General features: G+C 70.6%; 23 protein-coding genes. 14 read left to right on the forward strand and 9 right to left on the reverse strand.

From position 1 onward, the window contains the following. Window positions 1-8: 8 nt before the first annotated feature. The 3 genes from PP1_RS07065 to PP1_RS07075 form a co-directional block, all read right to left on the reverse strand. A complete protein-coding gene (locus tag PP1_RS07065; protein ID WP_202796301.1) occupies window positions 9-410 on the reverse strand; it encodes a recombinase family protein in 402 nt (133 codons plus the stop codon). Between the two features lie 691 nt (window positions 411-1,101). Then, window positions 1,102-1,683, reverse strand: coding sequence for an HGGxSTG domain-containing protein (locus tag PP1_RS07070; protein ID WP_010224746.1), 582 nt, complete (start codon window positions 1,681-1,683; stop codon window positions 1,102-1,104). 221 nt (window positions 1,684-1,904) lie between these two features. Next, on the reverse strand, window positions 1,905-3,602 hold the full coding sequence (locus tag PP1_RS07075; protein WP_139323831.1) for a hypothetical protein: 1,698 nt from the start codon (window positions 3,600-3,602) through the stop codon (window positions 1,905-1,907). Between the two features lie 481 nt (window positions 3,603-4,083). Here PP1_RS07075 and PP1_RS07080 point away from each other — a divergent pair, with 481 nt between their 5' ends. Next, window positions 4,084-4,878 (forward strand): IS5/IS1182 family transposase, encoded by a 795-nt coding sequence (locus tag PP1_RS07080; protein ID WP_010227053.1) that lies wholly within the window; start codon window positions 4,084-4,086, stop codon window positions 4,876-4,878. 106 nt (window positions 4,879-4,984) lie between these two features. Here the strand turns inward: PP1_RS07080 and PP1_RS07085 are convergent, their stop codons facing one another. Then, window positions 4,985-5,752: a hypothetical protein gene (locus PP1_RS07085; protein WP_010239513.1), complete on the reverse strand. Its 768-nt coding sequence runs from the start codon at window positions 5,750-5,752 to the stop codon at window positions 4,985-4,987. Beyond that, window positions 5,749-5,925: a helix-turn-helix domain-containing protein gene (locus PP1_RS07090; RefSeq protein WP_010239511.1), complete on the reverse strand. Its 177-nt coding sequence runs from the start codon at window positions 5,923-5,925 to the stop codon at window positions 5,749-5,751. Before PP1_RS07090 ends, PP1_RS07085 begins: the two co-directional genes overlap by 4 nt. A gap of 388 nt (window positions 5,926-6,313) precedes the next feature. On the opposite strand from PP1_RS07090, the gene PP1_RS07095 reads away from it, so the two are divergent. From PP1_RS07095 to PP1_RS07120, 6 genes are all read left to right on the forward strand, one after another. Then, the gene (locus PP1_RS07095) at window positions 6,314-6,550 is read left to right on the forward strand and encodes a helix-turn-helix domain-containing protein (protein ID WP_139323830.1); all 237 of its coding nucleotides are present in this window, start codon (window positions 6,314-6,316) and stop codon (window positions 6,548-6,550) included. Then, window positions 6,463-7,716, forward strand: coding sequence for a hypothetical protein (locus PP1_RS07100; protein ID WP_170918879.1), 1,254 nt, complete (start codon window positions 6,463-6,465; stop codon window positions 7,714-7,716). The genes PP1_RS07095 and PP1_RS07100 overlap by 88 nt, the downstream gene beginning before the upstream one ends. A 133-nt stretch (window positions 7,717-7,849) precedes the next feature. After that, window positions 7,850-8,071 carry a hypothetical protein gene (locus PP1_RS07105; RefSeq protein WP_010239499.1) on the forward strand — a complete coding sequence of 74 codons (222 nt, stop codon included), beginning with the start codon at window positions 7,850-7,852 and terminating at the stop codon, window positions 8,069-8,071. A gap of 126 nt (window positions 8,072-8,197) precedes the next feature. Continuing rightward, complete coding sequence (locus tag PP1_RS07110; RefSeq protein WP_010239497.1) at window positions 8,198-8,689, forward strand: hypothetical protein; 492 nt, start codon at window positions 8,198-8,200, stop codon at window positions 8,687-8,689. Beyond that, window positions 8,686-8,889 (forward strand): hypothetical protein, encoded by a 204-nt coding sequence (locus tag PP1_RS07115; RefSeq protein WP_010239493.1) that lies wholly within the window; start codon window positions 8,686-8,688, stop codon window positions 8,887-8,889. The genes PP1_RS07110 and PP1_RS07115 overlap by 4 nt, the downstream gene beginning before the upstream one ends. 329 nt (window positions 8,890-9,218) lie before the next feature. Next, entirely contained in the window at window positions 9,219-9,428 is a 210-nt protein-coding gene (locus PP1_RS07120; protein ID WP_010239490.1) for a hypothetical protein, read from the forward strand. Window positions 9,429-9,591: 163 nt separating this feature from the next. Here the strand turns inward: PP1_RS07120 and PP1_RS07125 are convergent, their stop codons facing one another. The 3 genes from PP1_RS07125 to PP1_RS07135 form a co-directional block, all read right to left on the reverse strand. Next, complete coding sequence (locus tag PP1_RS07125) at window positions 9,592-10,179, reverse strand: NUDIX domain-containing protein (protein ID WP_010239487.1); 588 nt, start codon at window positions 10,177-10,179, stop codon at window positions 9,592-9,594. A 30-nt stretch (window positions 10,180-10,209) separates the two neighbouring features. Further along, a complete protein-coding gene (locus tag PP1_RS07130) occupies window positions 10,210-12,462 on the reverse strand; it encodes a S9 family peptidase (RefSeq protein WP_010239484.1) in 2,253 nt (750 codons plus the stop codon). Window positions 12,463-12,588: 126 nt separating this feature from the next. Continuing rightward, on the reverse strand, window positions 12,589-13,560 hold the full coding sequence (locus PP1_RS07135) for an NAD(+)/NADH kinase (RefSeq protein ID WP_010239481.1): 972 nt from the start codon (window positions 13,558-13,560) through the stop codon (window positions 12,589-12,591). A gap of 111 nt (window positions 13,561-13,671) precedes the next feature. On the opposite strand from PP1_RS07135, the gene PP1_RS07140 reads away from it, so the two are divergent. The 5 genes from PP1_RS07140 to PP1_RS07160 all read left to right on the forward strand — a co-directional run bounded on the left by PP1_RS07140 (window position 13,672) and on the right by PP1_RS07160 (window position 16,962). Beyond that, window positions 13,672-14,118, forward strand: coding sequence for a hypothetical protein (locus tag PP1_RS07140; protein WP_010239479.1), 447 nt, complete (start codon window positions 13,672-13,674; stop codon window positions 14,116-14,118). Then, entirely contained in the window at window positions 14,115-14,381 is a 267-nt protein-coding gene (locus PP1_RS07145; RefSeq protein ID WP_010239475.1) for a hypothetical protein, read from the forward strand. The genes PP1_RS07140 and PP1_RS07145 overlap by 4 nt, the downstream gene beginning before the upstream one ends. Beyond that, complete coding sequence (locus tag PP1_RS07150; protein ID WP_010239471.1) at window positions 14,378-14,710, forward strand: rhodanese-like domain-containing protein; 333 nt, start codon at window positions 14,378-14,380, stop codon at window positions 14,708-14,710. The genes PP1_RS07145 and PP1_RS07150 overlap by 4 nt, the downstream gene beginning before the upstream one ends. A 176-nt stretch (window positions 14,711-14,886) precedes the next feature. Further along, on the forward strand, window positions 14,887-15,468 hold the full coding sequence (locus tag PP1_RS07155) for a hypothetical protein (protein ID WP_139323829.1): 582 nt from the start codon (window positions 14,887-14,889) through the stop codon (window positions 15,466-15,468). Window positions 15,469-15,606: 138 nt separating this feature from the next. Next, window positions 15,607-16,962 (forward strand): spinster family MFS transporter, encoded by a 1,356-nt coding sequence (locus PP1_RS07160; RefSeq protein ID WP_010239467.1) that lies wholly within the window; start codon window positions 15,607-15,609, stop codon window positions 16,960-16,962. 4 nt (window positions 16,963-16,966) lie between these two features. Here the strand turns inward: PP1_RS07160 and PP1_RS07165 are convergent, their stop codons facing one another. Further along, window positions 16,967-17,827: an LLM class flavin-dependent oxidoreductase gene (locus tag PP1_RS07165; RefSeq protein ID WP_010239465.1), complete on the reverse strand. Its 861-nt coding sequence runs from the start codon at window positions 17,825-17,827 to the stop codon at window positions 16,967-16,969. Between the two features lie 319 nt (window positions 17,828-18,146). On the opposite strand from PP1_RS07165, the gene PP1_RS07170 reads away from it, so the two are divergent. Both PP1_RS07170 and PP1_RS07175 read left to right on the forward strand, forming a co-directional pair. After that, window positions 18,147-18,488: a hypothetical protein gene (locus PP1_RS07170; RefSeq protein ID WP_139323828.1), complete on the forward strand. Its 342-nt coding sequence runs from the start codon at window positions 18,147-18,149 to the stop codon at window positions 18,486-18,488. 329 nt (window positions 18,489-18,817) lie between these two features. Beyond that, entirely contained in the window at window positions 18,818-18,979 is a 162-nt protein-coding gene (locus PP1_RS07175; protein ID WP_010239461.1) for a hypothetical protein, read from the forward strand. Window positions 18,980-19,024 lie beyond the last annotated feature (45 nt).

A 19,024-nucleotide genomic window follows, 5' to 3' on the forward strand; every position in this document is an offset into this window, starting at 1 on the left:
CGTTCCTCCTACGCCATCGCGAGCCGCACGTTCACGAAGAACTCCTGCTCCGGGTCGGCGGAGTCGAGCCCGTCCGTCCCCACGATTCGCCACCCGTGCCGCTGCGCCCGGGCCACGAGCCCTGCGCCGTCGAGCGTCGAGCGGCTGGCGCGGTCGAGGTCGCGCACCGCCATCGCGTCGGCCAAGCCAGCACGTAGCGCCTGCTCCACCGCCAGCCGGCCATACATCCGGTCCGGCCGTCGGGTGCTGGCCACCTCCGGCACCACCGTGACGAGCGCGTGCCCGTTCGCCTTGCACCACCGGTCCAGTGCTCGCCACTGCGCCGCGAGCCCGTGCCGCTTCTCGTCGGCCTGCGCCGCCGTCGACACCCGCACGTAGCCGATCAACCGCAGACCACCCCCTCCTGCCATCGCGTCCCTCCTGCGCTCGAAGTGCCCTTGACGCCCGTTTTGGGCCATTCGCACGCAAAGTTAGTTGACACATCAACCATCGCGCTACCGGCCCCACCCGTCGCCGAACAACTCGCGTGCCCCGTGGAGGGGGTGTGCGGTCGGGCCGGTGCCCATCTCGCTCTCGTAGGTCGGCTCGGGAACCGTTGCGGCACTGAGCTTTCGGCCGGTGGCCGGCCGGGGCCGGAAGCCGCCGCGCAGGTGGTGCGCTTCGGCGTCGCGGCGCGGTTCCGCTTGCGCCGCAAAGGGTTCCGCCTTTGGCTTCGGTGTAGGGCCGGGCTCAGGTTCCGGGGTAACGGGGCGGGCCGCAGACGGGCGTTCCTCGGCTGCCCGCCCCGTTACCCCGGAAGTTGACGCGCGGCCGTCTCCGGGCAGCTCAGCCCCCGTTTCGGCGTCGCGGCACTCGCCGCAGTAGAGCGGGTACTGCGCGAGCCCCCGGGCGACGAGCGTCGCGAGGTCGGGCAGGTACCGCCCGCACCCGTACTCGGCAGCCGGGGCGTCGGGGTCGGGCCCGCCGCAGTACACGAGCCCATCGGCGGCCGGGCGGTTCAGCGCGTACGCGTTCGCGCACCACGAGCACCACTCCGCACCGCCACACACCTCCCCCTCCGCGCACGCTCGGCACCGACGGCGGCACGACGTGCACCGGTGCTCAGTGGAGGGAGGGGGTGCGTCGGCGAGCTGCGCGTAGGCGGCTGCGTCGAGGTGGCCGGCCATCAGGCTTCACGCCCATCGCCGAACTCCGCGAAGTCGTCGGCCAGCTCGCCGTCCACGACCTGCGGCGCACCGTCGAGCGAGTGCGGGCGATGCCGTCGAAGACCTCTTCGTAGCGCTTCAGCTCATGCGTCACGTCCATCGCTTGCCGCGGGTTCAACCCCGCCCGGTCGAGCGCGTCGCGCAACGCCGCGAGCCGGGTCTCCGGCTTCAGGTTCTCGTCGGTCGCCATGCCGAGTAGCTGCTTCGCGAGCCGGTCGGCCGCGTTCTCCAGCCGGGCCTTGGCTGCGCGGCGTACGTGCTTCGACGCCCCGCCATGCTGGCGGCAGACCCTCGCGCCCCGGATCGGCGGGAGCTTGCACTGGTCCCCGTTCTTCTTGTGGGCTTGGCATCGCTGCTCCTCGGTCAGGTGCGCGTGGTTCGGGTTGATCCCCCCTCGCCCTCCATACGGGAACTCCTCCTTGGTCTTGACTCTTTTTGGCTTGCCGATAGATGTAGATGCCGAAAGCTGCTCGCTCATCTTGCCATTCCTTTCGATCTTGGTCCGACGGTTCAAGATCGTCGGTGCTGAGTCGTGCTGAGTTCTGAGTTACTCCTGCTCCGTAGAGCGCATACCGTTAATCCTCCTATTTCTTCTCCGTGCGTAGACCCTCTTAAAACTCAGCACCGCTCAGCACGGTTAGTATTAGCGCAGGTAGACGGCTTGCGGAGCGTGCTGAGTCGTGCTGAGTCGTGCTGAGTTCACCCGCCCGCCCGACCCTTCCGGCGCCTCGCAGCAGGCTTCTCGGGCACCAAGCACCACGCATTGCGCGTCGCACGGCTCCTCGACTCGGCACCGCTCAGCACCGATTCCGCACGCTCGATCCGGTAGCCGCCGAGCACCCTCCCCCTCCTCGATCGCAACGCGGCCCCCAGAGCACGGACGTCCATCGAGTCCAGGCCAAGATCCAGCTCATGGGTAAGGCGGAGGAGGGTGTGGAGCTCTGAGGGTTTGACTGGCTTAGTCCCGTAGAAGTCCGCCCACAACTCGATCGCCTCAGCCCAGTCGTCTTCCTCCTCAACGGCCTCTTCCATGAACTCGTCGCGGTTGTCGAGAAAGCCATAGACCTCAGTCGAGTCGAGGATTCCGCCGAGCACCGACGCCCACCCTTCATACGAACCGAAGGTCTGCCCTCCACCTATTCCGCCCTCTGCGAGCCACGATTGCACAAGAGTTAGCGCTGCCCACGCCAGCCGGCCACGGTTCTCAGCCGCCCAGTCCTCCAAGTCCGGGTGTCGAAAGTCCGTGCGCCTCTCCGGGTGCTCGGTATCCGGGGCAAGGCGAATGCGGACCGTGCGACGGGCCATGTCTTTCGAGAACGACGGGTTGTTGCCAGTCATCAGCCACGCGCAGCGAACACGGGCGATGAACGATTTGTTCGACTGAAGCAAGCGGGCGGCGTAGGTTGGTTCTGCAGTCGCTTTCGCGAGCGAGTCCCCGCCTACCCGCACGCCCTCGCCGACGTTGTCGAAGAACACCACACCTGGCGAGCCGAGCAGAATGGTCGTCAGTCGTTTCTCGTTTTCGTTCTCCGACTTCGACAACGTCCACTCGGCCGGGTCGTGCCCCAAGAACGGATGCACGAGTACTCGCGCCAGCTTCCCCTTACCTGCGCCTTGAACCGTTGCTTCGATGTTGTGGAGCGGGGTGGCTCCGCGGACCATCTCCCGAACGAACGGCAGCAACATCAGCGCGACTGCGTTAGTGCGATCGGCGTCAGACGCGAACGGGAAGTCGCCAAGCAGTTCCTCCACGATCAAGTCGCGCGCTTCGTCGACTTCGGCCTCCGATGGCCAACCATGAACGGACGCGACTTCGAGGCCATCGGGCATGAAGTAGGTCCGGCATTCTGCGTGGTAACCGGCCGACGTGACGAGGTCACCGTCGGCAGTGAAGAACGGGGCGTTCACGATTCGGTCGAGCTGAGGAAGCCCGTGCGCAGGCTCCGCGAGTACCGACTTGAGCAGCGTTTCTGAAATGGAGACGGTGGCTAGCTCCCAGTCGCCTTCAACCTTCTTCCAGCGCACGAACTGCATGGCTTGTGACACGCGCGTACGGAGCGAGGACGTGGTCAGGATGTGCACCTTTGGCGGGGTGCCCTCGATCGCTACCAACGTCTCGTCGCGAGCGAAGACGGCTTGCCTCTCCGGTGCGTCCGAACGGAGATGAGCGAGGATCGTACGAACGACATCGTGGTCTTCGAGTTCGCTCAGGTTGACGATCGGCCGGTTGATCGGCGTCGGACTGCGTCGGCGGGTCGTTCGGCCGTCTCCGTCAGCCTGAGCGGCCTTCCCGCTGCCGTTCTGCGCGGCCGTTCCGGCGGTTCTGCGGGTGCGCGCTCGACGGGGCTTCTCGGGGGCGGAGGGCGCCCCGCGTCGGCTATGCTCGTTGGTAGACATCTCTCCCTTTCGGTGTCTGGCGGGTCTCTCTCGGAAGCGGAGCCCGCGCTCTTCCAGAGGCCCCGGCCGCTACCCTCCATAGGCGGCCGGGGCTCTCCATTTCTAGCTATTCGGTTAGGCGTTATAGAGTTGGCCGGCCACGACGCTTCCAGTCGCCGTACCGGAGCTATCTAGCCTACCGGCATTTCAGATGCCGATAGCTATTCAGTGCCATCCCGAAGAATGGTGCACTCGGGCAAGGGGGCGTATTCGCTGATCGGCCCGTTGTTCCGGTCTGCGCCGCACTGCGTGCACGGCACCGCCACATTCGGGTCTGCGGTGTGGCGGTAGACCCGGTGTTCTCCGCAGACAGGGCAGTGAACCCTTTCCAACCTGGTGATCATGCGGCTGGTCGTGCCCGGCGTGGCGGGCCCGGAAAGTAGAAGAGCCCCTGGTAGACGAGTGATTGCCTAGATCAACTCGTTGTCCACCAGGAGCTCCGGTGCTTTCCTACCCGTCCGCGCTGTCGGTGTCCAGCCGCGCGCTGATCACCCTGACCAACGCCCTGCAGCGCAGCCGCAACCAGCGCGGTACCCGCTGGCGGCGACTCCCGGTCAGCCGCCACGCCCTGCTCGCCCTCGCGCACCTGCGCAAGGGCGAGACCTACCCCGACCTCGCCGCCGGGTTCGGAATCGGCACCACCACAGCGTTCCGCTACATCCGCGAGGCGATCGACGTCCTCGCCGCCCAAGCCCCGACCCTGGCCGAAGCGGTCGCGGTGGCGCTACGGAAGGCGTTCGTGATCCTCGACGGGACCCTGCTGCGGATCGACCGGGTCGCCATGGCTTCGGGACGTGACCGCCCGTACTACTCGGGGAAATGGAAGTGCCACGGCATGAACGTCCAGGTCATCAGCGACCCGGCCGGGCGGCTGGTCTGGGCCTCACCGGCGCTGCCCGGTGCGCGGCACGACATGGGTGCCGCCCGCGAGCACGGGATCATCGACGCCCTCGCCGCTGCCCGGGTGCAGGTGGTCGCCGATAGCGGATACCGCGGCGCCAGCCCGACGTTCGATCTCCCGCAGCGCCGGCGACCGGCCGATCGGGACACCGGTGAGCGCCGGCGGCTCTCCCCGGCGCAGCGGGAGGTCAACGCCGCCCACGCGGCGCAACGCGGGCCTGGGGAACGCGCCAACGCGATGTTCAAGAGCTGGAAAGTCCTGCGGAAGATCAGGTGCTGCCCGCAGCGCACCACCGCGCTGGTCAACGCGATCCAAACCCTCATCCTCGCTGGCTGACGCCAAGTGGAAAGAGTTCAGTGCACGAGCCGGACCGTCGAGCGGTGACCACACCGGCACCGGTACGTCTTCGCGTACAGCCGGTCCATCCGCTCCTGCCACTCGTTCATGACGCGTCGCGCGTGTAGGTCCAGCCCTGCGCGGTCTGCTCGGCGACCTGCGCAGCGGCTTCCTGTAGCTCCGCCAGCGGCACCCGCTGCAACTCGCGCAGCGTGCGCCCGGCGGCGACGTGGTCTTTCAGGTCGGCGCCCTTCGCCTGCTGCGACGGCGGCGGGCACGGGGTCGCGCACTCGCACACCACCCCCTTCGCGCAGCCGCCACCGCCGGCCAGCACCCCGTCGGCCGGGCGGACGACGCGCACCTGCCGCACCGCTAGCCCCGCCTCGCGCAAGAGCAGGCGCCGCCGGAAGAGCGCACCGGCGTACCCGGCCGGGTCGCGGTCGGCGACGACGAGCACCGTGCCGCGGTACTTCCGGAAGTGCGCTGCCTGCTCGGCGGTCGCCGCCTGCGCACCCCGGGAGTGGGTCGTGGTTGGTACGCGGTACGCCTTCAGCGCCGCGTCGGCGTCGGTCTCGCCCTCCGTCCACACGACGACCTCCGGGTGCCTGTCGAGCATGAGAGGGAGGGGTGTGTACAGGCAGTCGTCGAGGTGGACCCGGCGGTCCTGCGACGGCTCGAAGTGGATGTTGGCGCGGAGGTTGTAAGGCTGGGAGGGGTCCGGCCGCTCCCACCAGAACGTGCGCCCGTCCGGCCGGGCGGGGTCACCAACAACCTCGCCGCGCACGACGTAGAACCGCGGTGGCCCGCCCCGGTACTTCGCCGGGTTGGCGTACGGGTAGCGCCACGCCCGTACGACGGTGCCCGCGCGGCTCACGCCTGCTCCTGCGCAGACTCGATCCACCGGTCCAGCTCTTCGGTGTCGAAGTAGAGCCTGGCGCGCAGACTGCCGCCGGGCTTCTCCGCGGACAAGGCGCCGCGACCAACCGCGAGGTGGAGCACTGAGCGGGGGTAGCCGGTGTAGTCCTCGGCCTGCTCGATCGTGAGCATGGTTCGCCGTGCGGTAGTGCGTGCCATTTCTTCCTCCTGTTCCGGGCCGGAAGCACAGGAGGGGCGCGGACACAAAAATGGCGACCGGTTGCACTCCTGTGCTTCCGGCCGCCTTCCGGCCATGCATTCCATTAGCGCCGCTCTCGGCGACGAGAAGAAAGCTACCTGACCCCGTGCCGGTTCGTCTAGTCCGGTCACTAGCGGTGAGCATTCGTCACGCGCGGCCTCAATTCGCGGCAGAGTTCCCGCAGGTAGGCGGCCCGTCTCCTGCTAGTGCCGCTATTCGCGGCAACGCTCAACATGCGTTGAAATCTCGCACTGCCGCCGCGATCGTTGAACGCTCAGCTATCTTCGGAAAGGTGACCGATAACGAGAAGCGGAGGGCGCCGTGAAGCTGAGTATTCGCGAGGCATCCGAGTACACCGGAATGTCCACTCATCAGATCGCCTACGCGGCGAAGTGCGATCCGCCGCGCCTGCGCGGCTACAAGTCGAGCGAGTTCGGACCGTGGTTCTTCGAGAAGAGCGACCTGGACGCGTGGCTCGATTCGATGCGCAACACCCCCTCCCCCTCCCGCGCGAAGCGGGCCAACCGGCGCAGCCGTGCGACGGCTGCCGCGAAGTGAGGACGAAGATGAAGACCCTGCTCGGCTACACGAACACCGGCCACCCGATCTACCCCATCATCGGTTCGGACGGTTACCACACCGCCGGAGACGTCGTTCGCCAGACGAAGGATGGCCGGCCACTCGAAGAGCTGTGGCGCGAGTTCAACCTGACGATCGACCTCGTCAACGAAGAGCGCAACGCCATCGCGAACCTCCTCAGCTTCCCCACCACGCTCTCCGCCGACAACATCGCGCAGTCGACCGACGACCCGGGGTTCGCGCTGGCGAGCGAGTACGGGGAGCCGACCGGCGCGCGGCCGGAGTTCCTCCACCTCAAGGTCGGTTTCACCTTCCGCGACTACGACCGGGGCGCGCGCTACACGTGGCGCTACCTGCGCGATGCGCACGCGGCGCAGGTCGAGCAGACCCACCGCTCCATCCTCACCGCCGACTTCAAGAACGTCTCGTCGTCGGTGCTCGCTCGTCTGCTCAACCCGGTGCAGACCGAGAACGAAGACGGGGTGCCCTGCTACGGGCTCTACAACGGCGACGTGATGGTGCCGCCGCGGTACCAGTTCCGCACGTTCGACGGCCCGCACTCGCACTACCTCACAACCCAGGCGCCGGTCGCCTCCGGTGCGGACCTGGACGACATGGCCAAGCACATCACCGAGCACGGCTATGCGGTCGGACCGGGTCGGCGGCTGTTGCTGTTCGTGCACCCGGACGACCTCGCGCCGCTCGCAGCGGCTCGGGTCGGCGACGAGGACGGCTCCGCCTTCGACTTCATCGCCTCCGGCGGTGCTCCGGCGTACCTGACGACGGAGTCGCTGGTGGGTGAGCGGCCGCCTGCGGTGGACGAGAACGGGCTGGAGATCGCGGGTTCGTATGGGCGGGTGTGGATCTGCCCGACGGAGTTCATGCCGCCCGGCTACCTGCTCATGAGCGCGAGCGACGGCGCAGGCGGTCTGCTCAACCCCGTCGGCCTCCGGCAGCACACGGACCCGGCATGGCACGGGCTGAAGCTCATCCCGGGTAACCAGCAGGGCTACCCGCTGGTCGACGCCTACTACGCCCGTGCGTTCGGCGTCGGAGTCCGGCACCGGGGCGCCGCCGTCGCCATGCAGATCACCACCAACACCGACTACACGCCGCCGGAGGCGTTCGCCGGGGTGTTCCTGTGAGCGGCGGGAAGCGGAAGACGAAGCGCCGCACACGAAACGGCGTGCCGCAGACCGCGGAGCACCGGGCGTTCTTGAAGCGGGCGCGGGCGGAGGACGCTGCCTTCCGCAAGCGGCTGCGCGGCGGGAAGTAGCGATGGCCCGCCGGAGGTGGAACCCGTCGAGGCACCCGCGTTGGCCGAACGGGCGGTTCCGGCCGACCTACGTGCGCGGCAGCTTCGAGAAGAACACGAAGGTCGGGCGGGGCGGCAAGTACATCGGCATCAAGACCGGTGCCGAGTTCCGCTTCAAGAACGGCGGGCAGGTGCTCGTCAAGGGCATCGCCGGTTACGCCCCGCCGAAGAAGGCCGCGAAGTAGTCGCGGCTTGAGAACCCCGCTGTCCGCCACGACCGGCAGCGGTTAGGCGCCCCGGCCCGGTTCGTGGCTGTCCGGGCCGGGGTCGCCACCAAACAGCCACAACCAGTCACGATCGGAGAGTCCATAATGGACGAAATCGCGAAGAGCGCCGAAGAACTCGGGCTAGACCCGAACGGCCCGCACATCGACCAGTTCGCCGCCGCCGTCCGGCACACGACGCGAACCGGGGTCCGGCTCGGGCGCAGGGGCTTTCGCCTTCTGCTGCCCGCCGAACGCACCCCCCTCCCAAGGGCGGTGCACGACTGGCTCAAGGAAATCGTCGCCCGGCTCAACACCGACGACCGGACCTGTTCGCATGTGCACTCGGGCACGGCGACGGTGCTATTCGGGTCGCGACCGAACGTCCGCTACTGCCACCCCTGCGCCGATGGCTTTCTGGTCCGGCTTGCGCAGCGGATGGAGAGCGATGGGAGTACGGCGTGGTCGTGCGACGTCTGCGGCAACGACGCGGACCTGTTCCGGCTTGCGCCGTTCTGCCTGCCGTTCGCGTCGATCCTGCTGCGCGGGCTCGCCTGCGACGACTGCCTGAACGAGCACCAGGGGGAGGGTGTGCGATGAGCGAGCCGACTTACATCCTCCGGTACGACGGGTTCGCGCTGAACGGGGAGAACGTGCCCGCACCACCCGTGGCCTGCCGCCGCACCTCTTCGAAGATCAAAGTGCGCGGCCGAAAGAACATGGAGGCGACACGCAAGATGCTCCGCGAAGCGGGCTACACCGGCATCACAGTCGTGGAGAAGCGGCGGTGGTGGTCGTGAGCGCGGACCCGTGGGCGAACCTGCGCGGCGTGCCGACGCCGATCCGTGAGCGCTGTGGCCGGCCAACACGGAAGGGCACCCCGTGCCAGCAAGAGCGCGCGCTCTGCGGCTTTCATCGACCTCGCCTTGCGGTTTCAGGAGCTCTGCGAAGTGACGGCAGTGTTTTCAGGCATCGTTTTCACCGCACCAGGGAAAACGCGCGCCCGGAACGGTCCGCTGCCGCCTCTCCGCCCCGACGGGGCCGGTCGGCCTCGCGCACCCGTCCTAGTCAAGCTCCGGCCCAGGACGGGCCCGATGACGGCGGGGTCAGCCGGGCCGAGTCGGGGCCGTTGCCCGACGACGGCTCACCGGAGTGCGAGGCCATCGCCCGGGTGCTCGGGTTCCCGGCCCCTCCGCAGAGCGGGCGGCGGCGTGGGTTCCGGTCGGCTCGGCTGCGCCACCTCAACCCCGGCGCCCGGCGGCCGTCGGAGCGCGAGTACGACCCGCCGGACGGCCCGCCCGACCCGGACGACGGCGAGCCGGTGCGGGAGGTCGGGTAACCCCTCCAAATCCCCTCCACTGACGGCGGCTGACGGGGGTTGACGGCGTGATACGCGGTGCGCACCCGTCGAGCCGAAATCCTGCCGCGACCTGCGGCAATGGCCAGTTTGGACCGCCGTCTCCGCAGCTCAGCGAGGGAGCGAGAACGAACAACCCGCGTCCTCATAACCCGTCAGGTTGCCGGTTCGAGCCCGGCCCGCCGCACGGCCGCGATGCCAGGTAGTAGAGCACCGCGACCAGGGTCCCGGCTCCGAGCAGTTCGCCACGGGCGGCGAGGTCGGTCATCCGCGACAGCGGGACCCACTCGACGGTGCCCACCTCCTCGGTATCGGTCGGCTCGCCGATCCGGTCGAACTCCCGCCACAGGTACACCTCCGTCGGTGCGGTCACGTTGCCCGGCAACGGCTCGAAGCCGACCAACTTCGTCGGCTCGCCGACCGGCGCCCATCCCGACTCCTCGGCCGCCTCGCGCGCCGCGGTCGCCGCGGGCTCCTCACCGTCCTCGACGAGGCCGCCCAGCAGCTCGTACCCCCACTGACCGGGGATGAACCGGTAGCGCCGCAGCATCAGGACCCGGTCGGTGTCGTCGACCAGCAGCGCCACGGCGATCCGCGCCAGATGGACGACGTGGTACTCCCACCGCTCCCCGTTTGGCGCCCGGACGTCGACCAGGCCCAGCCGGACCCATCGGTCGTCGTAGACCGTCCGCTCTCCGAACGTCTGCCACCCGCCACTGCCCTGTCCTGTCACGCCGGGACCCTAGTGGCGCCGAGGCACCCGTCAGCCCCCGAGCGGGAGGGGCGCGACCCGGTACCGCGGCGGCTCGGTCCCGTGCAGGTGCCGGACGAGGTGGTCCCAGGTCCGCCGCACGACGTGGTGCCGACGCTGGTGCAGCGAGTGCTCCCCGCCGGGGACGATCAGCATGTCGACGTCCTTGTCGGCCGCGACGAGCGCGTCGACCAGCCGCAGCGTCTGGGTGGGGTGCACGTTGTCGTCGAGCTCCCCGTGGATCAGCAGCAGCTTCCCTTGCAGGTTCGCCGCGAGCGCCGGGTTGGAGATCGCGCGCAGGCCCTCCTCGCCGAGGTCGCCGTGGTACTGCTCGGCCCAGAACGGCTGGTAGACGCCGTTGTCGTGGTTCCCTGCCAGCGCGACGCCCACGGAGTAGAACCCGGGATGGGCCAGCAGCGCGCGGGCGGTGGCGAAGCCGCCGCCGGAGTGGCCGGTGATCCCGACGCGCCCGGTGTCGATCCAGGGGTGTCGCAGCCCGAGCTCGCGGATCGCGGCCACGTGGTCGGCGAGCGCACCGGCGTCGCCGAGCGCGCCGTAGGAATGGTCGTGGAAGGCCTTGCTCCGGCCCGGGGTGCCGCGCCCGTCGATCGCGACGACGACGAACCCGAGCGCCGCCAGCGCCTCCGGGTCCCCCGTGGCGTCGTTGTCGAAGCCCGACGACGTCCGGCTGACCTGCGGCCCCGGGTAGACGTGGTCGACGGCCGGGTAGCGACGGCCGGGGTCGAAGCCGTGCGGCCGCCACAGCAGTCCGTACACCGGCGTCGTCCCGTCGGCGGCGGTGGCGCAGAAGCGCTCCGGCGGGGTCCAGCCCAGCATCCGCAGCTCGTCGGCGTCCGGGGACTCGAGCTCGACGAGCACCCGCCCGTCGGCGTCCAGCACCCGCGAGCGCGGCGGGACGGCCGGGGTCGACGCCCGGTCGACGACGTAGCCGCCCCCGGGCGGGCAGAGGGCGTCGTGGTCGAGCTCGTCGTCGGTGAGCCGGGTGACGCCGGTGCCGTCGAGGTCCACACGGCAGATCTGGCGGACGTACGGGTCGTCGCCGACCAGCCCACCGGCCAGGAAGAACACCCGGCGGCGCTCCTCGTCGACCCCGAGGATCCTCGTGACCAGCCACGGCCCGGAGGTCAGCTGCACGGGGTCCGCGCCGTCGGCGGGGTACAGGTACAGGTGCCCCCAGCCGTCGCGCTGGGACCACCAGAGGATCTCGCCGCCCTCGAGCACGCGCACCATCGGCGGCTCGCCGAAGGTGTACTGCGGCATCGGGTCGAGCCGGGTACGGCCGGTCTCGCTCACCAGCGTGGTGCTCTCACCGGTGGCCGGGTCCATCCGGCGCAGCTCCAGCGAGCGCCCGTCGCGGGAGTGGTGCAGCACGTGCACCCACTCCCCCGCCGGCCCGGACCACCAGCGGTACACCTGCATCGCCGACGGGTGGGTGACGACGCACGGCTCGTCCCGCTGACGCACCACGCTGCCGGTGGCGACGTCCAGGACGTTCCACGACATCGTCGGCTGCGCCTCGTCCCCCGGGATCGCGGTGCGGTAGCGGTGCTCCCGCGGACGGCCGCCGTCCGGCGGCGCGGACTCGACGAGCACCTGCTCGGCCACGTGCCGCTGGTCGAGGCGGTGGACCAGGATCCGGGTGGAGTCCGGCGACCAGGCCAGGACCGGTGCGGGGTCCAGGCCGAACGAGCGCATCAACGTCCGGTGGCCGAAGAAGTCGAGCACGCCGCCGTAGCCGTGATCGGGCTCGGCGTCGTCGGTCAGGGCGAACTCCTCCTTCCCGTCCCGTGATCGGACCCGGACGTCGCCGTCACGGAGGAACGCGACCCACGCCCCGTCCGGCGACGAATGCTCCCCCGGCCCCGCCGGTCGGCCACCATCGGCCTCCCCGTCGACACGCACGCAGTCTCCTGTCTCCCCCGACCACGACCACCGGGCATCGAACGCGCTGAACAGCACCCGGTCACCGTCGACGTCGAGGTCACCGAGCACCAGCGACGCGCCGTCGACGGCATGCCCGGACGCCTCCGACAGCGCCGCGGCGAGCCGGTCGTGGTCGACGAGGTCCCGCCGCGTTCCCGCCGCCGGGTCGACGACGACGTGGCGCGGACCGACCTGGTAGCGGAACCGGGCCTCGCCGGACAGCCAGTGCGGGGTCACCGCGGCGCCGCGGACGCGACGGGCGCGGTGCGGGGCGAGCATCTGTTCCGCACGCGCGTAGTCCGCGTCGGTGAGCGGGGTCATCGGGCCGTCCCTCCGGGTCGGTGCGGCGCCGGGAGCGGCGCCCGTCGACGACAGCGGACACCGTGCCGTCGCGGCCGGCTCAAGCCCGGCGTGGCTGCGATCACGCGATCGGGCGAGGGACCCGGATCAGCTCCGCGGCCGCTCCCGGCCCCGTTCGAGCACCTCCCGCAGCCGGACGGGATCGGACTGCAGGTCCGCAGGCAGCAGCTCGACGATCTGCTCCGGGCGCAGCGGCAGGTCGAGCAGGCTCAGCTTGATCCGGCTGCGCCGGGCGTGGGCGTCCGGGTCGAGCCGGACGACCTGGGCGGCGTCGGCGCGCAGGCGTGCTGTCAGGGTCGCGTCGGGACCGAGGTCGCCCCACCGGGTGCCGTCGAGCTGCAGCTCCGCGCTGCGGCTCGACGGATCGAGGTGCAGGGCGACGGTGTCCCCGGCCGGGAGGACGATCGACCGGCTCACGCCCGACATCGGGGCGACCGGGGTGATCGTCAGGACGTCGGCGCCGGGCGACACGACCGGCCCGCCGGCGGCGTAGTTGTAGGCGGTCGAGCCGGTCGGGGTGCTGAGCACGAGGGCGTCGCACCGGTAGTAGCCGTAGTGCGCACCGTCGACGACCAGGTCGGCGACGACCGACGACCCGGGCGAGTTCCGGCACAGCACCAGGTCGTTGAACGCCGACCCGGACACCTCGTCGTGGTCGGCGTCGATGCAGCTGTGCGGCTCGACGACGTAGTCCCCCGCACCGAGCCGGTCGAGCGCCGCGGGCAGCCCCGACGGCTCGACCTCGACGAGGAAGCCGACGTTGCCGTGGTTGACCCCGATCACCGGGACCGGGCGGGCCGCGACCAGGCGCATCGCGCCGAGCATCGTCCCGTCTCCCCCGAGGCTGACGACCGCGTCGACGCGGTCGAGGAACCCGGGCTCGTCGAGCACGGTGACGTCCGTGCCGAGCCGGGCGGCGTCCCGCGGCCGGACGACGACGTCCGCGTCGTGCCCCGCCGCCCACGCCAGGACGGTGCGCACCGAGTCGTCCACCGCCTTCGACGGGTGCACGACGAGTCCGATGTGCAGGTCGGCGCCGTCGGCGCGGGTGACCACCATGACCGTTCCTCCCGATGCGTGCGACGGGGCGGGTGCCCACCGCACACCACCCCATCATCGCGAACCCCGGGCACGCCGTCCCCGGGCGTACTTTCAGCTAGGCTGAAACTCATGGAAGCCTTCCTGCTGTCCGTCCACGTCGTGGCGGGCATCCTCTTCGTCGGCCCGGTCGCCGTGACGACGAGCCTGTTCCCCCGGTACGCACCGGTGACCGTCGCAGCGGCCGGCGCGGAGCGGAGCCCCGACGTCGCCCGCCTGCTGCACCGCATCACCCGGGTCTACGGCGTGCTGGCGATCGGGGTCCCGGTCGTCGGCCTCGTGCTGGCCGCCGTCCAGGGCCGGACGACGGAGGTGTGGGTCGTCGTCGCGATGGTGCTGACCGCCCTCGCCGGCGGGCTGCTCGCACTGCGGATCGCGCCGGACCAGCGCGAGGCGCTCGACCGCCCCGACGACGGCACCCGGCTACGGCGGCTCGCCATGACCTCCGGCGTGTTCAACCTGCTGTGGGCGGTCGTCGTCGTCCTCATGATCGTGCGGCCCGGATCGGACAGCACGTGACCGGGCTGCTGCGCATCCTGGCCGCGCTGTCCGCACTCGAGCTCGTCAGCGTGCTCGCGCTGCTGGTGAACCTCGCGACCGTGCACGACGCAACGGTCGCGAGCGTCCTCGGCCCGGCCCACGGTGCGCTCTACCTCGCCGTGGCCGTCACCGCCCTGCTCGGACGCGGACTGACACCGTGGACCCGGATCGGCGCGATACTCCCCGTCCTGAGCGGCCCGCTCACGATGGTCAACGTGCGACGGGAGGCACGGACACCGTGAACCTGCGCCACCACCTGCGCCGGGCACCGGCCGTCGATGCGGCCGACGCGGTCCGGCTCGTCGCGGACGGCGCGCTCGTCGTCGACGTCCGGCGAGCCTTCGAGTGGAAGCGGCAGCACATCCCGGACGCCGTGCACATGCCCCTCGAGGTCCTGCCCGAACGCTGTGTCGAGCTCCCGGACGACCGTCTCCTCATCACGTTCTGCACCGGTGGGCTCCGCTCCGCCGGAGCGGCGAACCTGTTGCGGGAGAACGGGTTCGACGCGGTCAACATGACCCGAGGACTGATCGGCTGGCGGGCGGCGGGCGGGGCGCTCACGACCGGCTGACCGTTCCCCCCGACGCGAACCGGGCGTACGTGAAGAAGCCTCGGAGCTCGTTCGATCCTCAACTCTGATGAGGCTCCGATCGGCGGCCTAACGCTGCTCCGATCGCCGCGATGGGGAGGGCGGGTGGGTCGTGTCGGGCGACCCGCACCGAGCCCGGGAGACCCAGAGCGATGATCATGGACCACAGTCGGCGACCGTCCGGCCGGCGCACCGCCCTGCTCACGCTCGTGACGACGACGCTCGTCGCTGCACTGGTCGTCGCCGGGACGCTGCCCATGGACCGAGCATCGCAGGTACCCGCCGGAACGGCCGTCGAGACGACCCTCGTGACCACCGCGAGCACGGCCGTACCGACCGTCTTCGAGGCCATCCCGGCTCCGCCGCTGCCGCCGCGGGTGATCCCGGAGTTCCCGCTCCCCGTTCCGGAGATCGAGACCGCCGACGACACGACCGACCGGTGCGACGACCCGGGCTGGTGGCAGTCCCGGCAGACGGGCGATCCCGGCGACTATGTCGCCGCCTGCGGGACCTGGCCCTCCTGGGTCGAGCGCGGTGACACCGAGTGCCTTCCCGGCGAGCAGGGGTGTTCCCCCGCCGGCCTCGACGACGGCACGGGGGCGGCTCCGTACCTCGGACCGACCGTGGGCCGGGCGTGGTCCCCGGAGTACGGATACTTCGAGGGCCGTACCGACGGCCCGAAGAACAGCGACGGCGAGCCCTGCATGCAGGGACGCGACAACGACGATCCGAACTGCTGACCCCCTGCGCGCTCCGGCTTCCACGACGCGCAGGAGCGCGGGCGAATCGTCCTCCGCGGCACCGGTGACGGATCGGTCCGGATCCGGCAGGCTGTGCCCGGACCGCAACGACGCGGCCGACCGGCACCGGAGGGGTCGATGACGACCGGACAGCGACGTGAGGACTTCCTGCCCGCCGACCGGGGACAGCAGGCCCCCAATGCCGGACGCTTCCTGCTGCTGTTGTTCGCGGCCAACACCTTCAACTTCTACGACCGCGCCATCCCGGCGATCGTGGCCGAGCCGATCAAGGTCGAGTTCGCACTGTCCGATCTGGACATCGGCATCCTCGCGGCGGCGTTCACCGTCGTCTACGCCCTGTGCGGGCTGCCGCTCGGCCGGCTCGCCGACCACCGCTCCCGGGCGAAGATCATGGGCTGGGGCCTGGTCGCGTGGAGCGCGCTGACGGCGGCGAGCGGCGCCGCCTGGAACTACACCTCGCTGCTCCTGCTACGGATCGGCGTGGGCGTCGGCGAGGCGAGCTACGCCCCCGCCGCCAACTCGACGATCGCGGACCTCTACCCGGCCGAGAAGCGGGCCCGCGCCATCGGGCTGTTCCAGCTCGGCCTGCCGGTCGGACTGATCCTGGCCTACTTCTCGGTCGGCGCGATCACCGAGGCGTTCGGGTCGTGGCGGGCACCGTTCGTCCTCGCCGCGGTGCCGGGAATCCTCATCGCGATCGGCTTCTTCCTCGTCCGCGAACCCCGGCGTGGCGCGTCCGAGGCGACCCCGGCAGCCACGGGGCGCGAGAAGGTCGACCGTCCGTTCCGGAGGATCCTGGCCGTCCCGACGATGTGGTGGCTGATCATCGCGGGGATCGGCGCCAACCTCGCCGCGTACTCGGTCAACACGTTCACCGTGCCGCTGTTCCAGCGCTACTTCGGCGCGTCGCTGACCGGTGCGGCCGCGCTGACCGGCGTCGTCGTCGGCATCACCGGGCTGGTCGGGCTGCTCGCCGGCGGATGGATCTCCGACCGCGCCGCCCGGCGGTCGTCCGGGGCGCGGGTCCTGGTCGGCGCCGTGGCGACGCTGCTCTCGGTGCCGCTCACCTGGTTCGCGCTCACCCTCGGGCCCGAGGCGACCGGGACCTTCGTGTTGCTGTTCGGTGTCGGCTGGCTGCTGCAGTACCTCTACTACACCTCGGCGTACCCGGCCGTCGCCGACGTCGTCCCACCGCGCCTGCGCTCCACCGCGACCGCGGTCTTCTTCGCCGCGTTCTACCTGCTGGGCGGCGCCATCGGCCCGGTGATCGCGGGGGCGCTCTCCGACTCGTTCGCGGCGACGGCGATGGCCGCCGGCACGGGGCAGGCCGAGGCTGCCGCGATCGGGCTGCGCCAGGCGCTGTCGGTCATCGTCCCGATCTCGATGCTGATCACGGCGGTCGGCCTGTTCCTGGCGACCCGGACCGTCCAGCGCGACAACGAGCGGATGAAGGCCGCGACGGCGACGGGCTGAGCTCCTACCGTGCCCGCAGGACGGGCCGCGGCCGCAGCAGCGGGACGTCGTCGACGACGGGCTCCGCGGCCTGTGCGACGGGCGCGGGGTGCGCCGGCCCGGCGACCCCGAGGAACGGGCGCACGAACCGCGCCGTCCGTTCCAGCACCTCGCGGTGCACGTCGGCCGGTGCCGTGGTCGGCTGGGCCTGCACGATCGTCTCGCCCGCCCACGGGAGTGCGGGATCGGCGAGGAGGTCGTCGATCACGCGACCGGTCGAGTGGCCCGCGGGGAGCGGCCGGGACAGCGCGACCCGGGGCAGGCCACGGGCGTAGGTCCAGTACCGGGCGAGGTCCGGGACGACGGTGCCCTCCGCGGGCGGCCGCCCTGAGATCACGCCCAGCCCACGGGCGGCCGCGGCGTCCACCTCGGACGACGTCGCCCACCACACCCGCTGCTCGGCCAGCGGCGGCGGGAGCAGTTCGAGCAGCACGTCGAGCGCGGCGAGGGTGTCGGTGTGCCGGTCGTCGTAGTGACGTCCGAACCGGACGGACGCAGCATCGTCGGCCCCGGCGCCCACGCCGAGCTCCAACCGGCCGCCGGACAGCGCGTCGAGCACGGCGGCGTCCTCCGCGAGACGACGCGGGTCCTCCAGCGGCAGCGCGACGACGGCCGTCCCGAGCCGGATCAGCCGGGTGCGCTCCGCGACGGCGGCGAGCAGGACCAGCGGCGACGGCAACCGGCCGCCGAGGTGGCCGTCGTGATGCTGGGCGACCCAGAACGAGTCGTACCCGAGCTCCTCGGCGCGGACGGCCAGGTCGACGGTCTCGCGGTACGCCCGCGCGGGGTCGTCGCCCGTGACGTGGGTGAGATAGCCGAGCCGCACCCAGCGGAGGATAGGAGGTGACACCCACGCACCGGACGGGTGACTCGGCGGTGACACGGGGTACCGGGATCAGCCGAGGCGCTCGACCTGCCGATCGACCTCGGGATGGCCACACCACCGATGCAGTCACAGTGGTCGAGCTCCCTCTCGAGATCCGCGTCGGACGTGGGGCCGGTGCACATCGGACGATGAGCAGGCTGCCCAGCTCTCACCACGAGAATGCGGGATTCCCGGCGTTTCTCCCGATTGCGTGCAGGATCGGCGCGGTTCGTGACACCACAGCTTCCGGTGAACCGGGTTCATCTGTACGTTCCCCGGCATGACCACTGCTGTCAGGACGATTTCCTGTCGATGCGCCGTGCGGATTCTTCGCGCAGTGATCATCGTACTCGCCGCATCGTTCGTCGCCGTACCGGCGACGCTCCCCGGGAACGACGGCTCGACGCCGTCCGTGGAACGGACGACGTCCCAGTCGTCCGAGGAATGTCCCCCGGAGCTGGAACTCCGTGCGACGCAGAGCGGACCGGACCAGCCTCTCCAGTGGGTGTGCTCCAACGAGGACGGAAGCGTGACGGCGAGACCCGTCGACTGCCCCGAGAGCCACCCGAACCGGCACACCGACAAGAACGGAGAGCTCCTCAGCTGCTACAGCTGGTTCTGACGCGGATCGTCGTCGTCCCGTCGGCAGGACGGAATACGAGCGGGACGTCACCGTCGAGCGCCCATTCGGTCGACATTCTTCCGTTCGCAGGCCCGGCGCGGAATCCGTCCGCCAGACCTCCCGGGCATCACACGAACCGCCCGATCCCCGACGTGACACACAGGGGCATCATGACGTCACCTGCCCTCGCCGATCTTCTCCCCACTGCAGTTCTGATTCTCCAGTTGAGCCTTCTGGTGATACTCGGCGCGATGGCGCCGGCAGTCTTTCCGGCCGCCCACGGGAATCGGACGGTCCTCCTGGCGGTCCGCCGATTCGCCGGATGGTCGGTGCTACTGGCACTCGGCGGTGGGGCGTCGGTGGCGCTGCTGGACGCCCCGGCCGTCCCGACCGGGGTGACGTCGTGGATCCCGCTGCTCGTCACCGCGCTGGCGGGAGCCGTCGCGGTCCGGGTGGGCCACCTACTCCGGCGTCACCGCACCCCACCGTGAGAGCTTCTGCCTATCGAACAACCCATCAATCCGTCTTGGACGTTC

It is taken from the genome of Pseudonocardia sp. P1 (genome assembly GCF_000178675.2).
Lineage (GTDB): Bacteria > Actinomycetota > Actinomycetes > Mycobacteriales > Pseudonocardiaceae > Pseudonocardia.

Bases quoted from the DNA above. Each gene is read 5' to 3' on its own strand.
- PP1_RS07065 (WP_202796301.1), bottom strand. From the start codon at position 410: ATGGCAGGAGGGGGTGGTCTGCGGTTGATCGGCTACGTGCGGGTGTCG.
- PP1_RS07070 (WP_010224746.1), bottom strand. From the start codon at position 1,683: ATGAGCGAGCAGCTTTCGGCATCTACATCTATCGGCAAGCCAAAAAGA.
- PP1_RS07075 (WP_139323831.1), bottom strand. From the start codon at position 3,602: ATGTCTACCAACGAGCATAGCCGACGCGGGGCGCCCTCCGCCCCCGAG.
- PP1_RS07090 (WP_010239511.1), bottom strand. From the start codon at position 5,925: ATGCTCACGATCGAGCAGGCCGAGGACTACACCGGCTACCCCCGCTCA.
- PP1_RS07105 (WP_010239499.1), top strand. From the start codon at position 7,850: ATGGCCCGCCGGAGGTGGAACCCGTCGAGGCACCCGCGTTGGCCGAAC.
- PP1_RS07110 (WP_010239497.1), top strand. From the start codon at position 8,198: ATGGACGAAATCGCGAAGAGCGCCGAAGAACTCGGGCTAGACCCGAAC.
- PP1_RS07115 (WP_010239493.1), top strand. From the start codon at position 8,686: ATGAGCGAGCCGACTTACATCCTCCGGTACGACGGGTTCGCGCTGAAC.
- PP1_RS07130 (WP_010239484.1), bottom strand. From the start codon at position 12,462: ATGACCCCGCTCACCGACGCGGACTACGCGCGTGCGGAACAGATGCTC.
- PP1_RS07135 (WP_010239481.1), bottom strand. From the start codon at position 13,560: ATGGTGGTCACCCGCGCCGACGGCGCCGACCTGCACATCGGACTCGTC.
- PP1_RS07140 (WP_010239479.1), top strand. From the start codon at position 13,672: ATGGAAGCCTTCCTGCTGTCCGTCCACGTCGTGGCGGGCATCCTCTTC.
- PP1_RS07155 (WP_139323829.1), top strand. From the start codon at position 14,887: ATGGACCACAGTCGGCGACCGTCCGGCCGGCGCACCGCCCTGCTCACG.
- PP1_RS07160 (WP_010239467.1), top strand. From the start codon at position 15,607: ATGACGACCGGACAGCGACGTGAGGACTTCCTGCCCGCCGACCGGGGA.
- PP1_RS07170 (WP_139323828.1), top strand. From the start codon at position 18,147: ATGACCACTGCTGTCAGGACGATTTCCTGTCGATGCGCCGTGCGGATT.